At 70.6% G+C, this 2456-nt stretch carries 2 protein-coding genes; both read left to right on the top strand.

The window, feature by feature from the left end; all coding sequences use genetic code 11:
* Positions 1-293: GGDEF domain-containing protein (locus BM436_RS35840; RefSeq protein WP_143133529.1), on the top strand; the 293-nt coding region annotated here is incomplete at its 5' end.
* 12 nt (positions 294-305) lie between these two features.
* Positions 306-2456: ligand-binding sensor domain-containing protein (locus tag BM436_RS35835; protein WP_143133528.1), on the top strand; the 2151-nt coding region annotated here is incomplete at its 3' end.

Below are 2456 nucleotides of genomic sequence, written 5' to 3'. Positions count from 1 at the left end.
GCCGCTATGGCGGAGAGGAGTTCATGGCCCTGTTGCCGGGGCTGACGCTGCCGGCCGGCGCCAACCGGATCGAGGCGCTGCGCCTGGCCGTGCGCGCCGGCCCGGTCGATATCGGCGACCAGCGCACGCTCGCCGTCACCGCCAGTTTCGGCGCGGTCATGTTCTCGCCGCGGAGCCCGGCCAGCCCCACCGAGCTGCTGCGCCGGGCCGACGAGGCGCTCTACCGGTCGAAACACGAGGGCCGCGACCGCGTCAGCTACGCGGGGGGCGAGCTCGTCCCCTCGCCGTGCTAGTCGGTCCGCGCCATGAAACCAAGAGCGCTCCGTAGCCTGCTGTTGATCGCCATGACATGGGCGGCGGGTGCCTCCGCGCAGCAATTGTCGCTGCAGCACTACGGCCAGAAGGAGGGACTGGGCAACCTGGCGGTCACCGCGCTGGCGCAGGACGCCAGCGGTTACCTGTGGGCCGCCACGGAGAATGGACTGTTCCGCTTCGACGGGGCGGGGTTCCGGCGTTACGCGGACGAGCAGGGGCTGGCCGAAACCTATGTCACGGCGCTGCACATCGGGCGCTCCGGCATGTGGGTCGCCACCTATGAGGATTTGTATCGATATCAGGAGGGGCGCTTCGTGCCGGTCCTGATGGATGGGAAAAGGCTGCCGGTATGGCCGGGCCAGAAAATGGCGGAGGGGGCGAACGGGGAACTTCTGCTCGTCACCGAGGGACGGCTGCTGGCGATCACGCCATCCAGGGATGGCGCCGCCGTCCGCGACTACTTCGACCCGGCCCGGATCCAGGCCCAGTCCGAATTGTCCACCATCGGCAGCATCCACGCCGACCCGAACGGCGGTCTGTGGATGGCGTGCGGGCAGTCGCTATGCCACGCCAGCCAGGGCCGCGTCGGTGTCAAAGGCGAGGCCGACGGGCTGCCCGCGGAGCGATGGAGCAGCATGGCGCGCGACGCCGGCGGGACGCTTTGGATACGCAGCGAGAAACGCATCTTCGCCTTGCCGGCGGGCGCCGACCGCTTCGAGGAGCGCACTCCCCAAGGCGACATGATGCGCAAGCGCATGCTGCGCACCGAACTGCACGTCGACGAACAGGGGCGGGTGCTGACCAATGCCGATCCAGGCCTGGTGCGCTGGAGTGGCGGCCGTTGGGAAACGTTCGGCAAGGAAAACGGGTTGAAGACGGGCGGCGGCGTCACGGCCATGCTGCGGGACCGCGAAGGCGGGATGTGGCTGGCGACGCTCGGCCTGGGACTGGCGCACTGGCTCGGCTACGGCAACTGGGAGAACTGGACCTCGGCCCAGGGCTTGCCGGACGACGTGATCATCTCCGTGCAACGCGATCTCCAGGGGCGGCTGCATGTGGGCACGCGCTCGGGCCACGCGACGCAGCCGCCGGGCGGGCGCCGCTTCGCCGCCGGGCCCACGCCGCCCGCGCTGGCGGGGCACCCGTGGGCGAGCATGGCCCTCGATAGTGGCGGCAGACTATGGGTCGGCACCTATTCCGGCCTGCTGCTGCGCCACGCGCCGGAGCGGGGCGTGACGGAACTGGTGGCCAGGCTGCCCATGATACGCCAGGTGTTGCCCGACCGGAGCGGCCGGATGTGGGTGGTCACGGCCAAGGGCCTGCGCGTTTTCCCCGAGACCACGCGGGCCGGCGCCGAGCCGCCGGAGGTGGAGGTCCTGGACGCCCCGGGCTGGGGGCCGGGCAAACGGGTGCTTGGCGGTTGTGTCGACCGGCAAGGCGAGCAGTGGTTTGTCAGCGAGACGGACGTGCTGCGCCACGACGGCCGCGGCTGGCGAGTCCTGCCGTTCGGCCCGGCGCTGGGCAAGGATAAATTCGAGAAGCTGGTCTGCGCGCGCGACGGCAGCCTGTGGGCGGCGGGCCAGGCGCGAACGCTGTGGCGTCTGCAAGTGCGCGGCGCGCCGGTCGCCACGCGCGTCGACGCGCCGGTGCTGCGCGGCCACGCCCTGCAGACACTGTACGAGGACAGCCGCCGCTGGCTTTGGGTCGGCACGGACGTCGGTTTCGCGGTGTGGAACGGGAGCCGCTGGCGCATGCTGAACCAGACCCATGGCCTGAGCTGGAACGACTTGAACGGACGCGGCTTTTACGAGGATGGCGACGGGTCGATGTGGGTCATGACCAGCAACGGCCTGTCCCATGTCCTGCGTCCGGAGCGCCTGTTCGACGTGGCCGCGCCCACGGCGGTGATCGAGGGCGCGCAGCGCGGCGAGCGCGAGATATCGCCCGCCTCGGCGCCCCTGCCATGGTCGCCGGATCCGATGGTGTTCCGCCTCGCCAGTCTGCAATTCAAGAATCGGCAGGCGCTGCGCTACCGCGTCCGCCTGCTCGGCATGGACGAGCGCTGGAGCGAGTCGTCGCTGCCGGAGGTGCGCTACGCGGCGCTGCCGGCCGGCGACTACCGCTTCCAGTTCGTGGCGGTC

Source organism: Pseudoduganella namucuonensis (assembly GCF_900116645.1).
Taxonomy (GTDB): Bacteria; Pseudomonadota; Gammaproteobacteria; order Burkholderiales; family Burkholderiaceae_D; genus Rugamonas; species Rugamonas namucuonensis.
The sequence above is the reverse complement of the archived record's forward strand: the minus strand, read 5'-3'. Positions and strand labels throughout refer to the sequence as shown.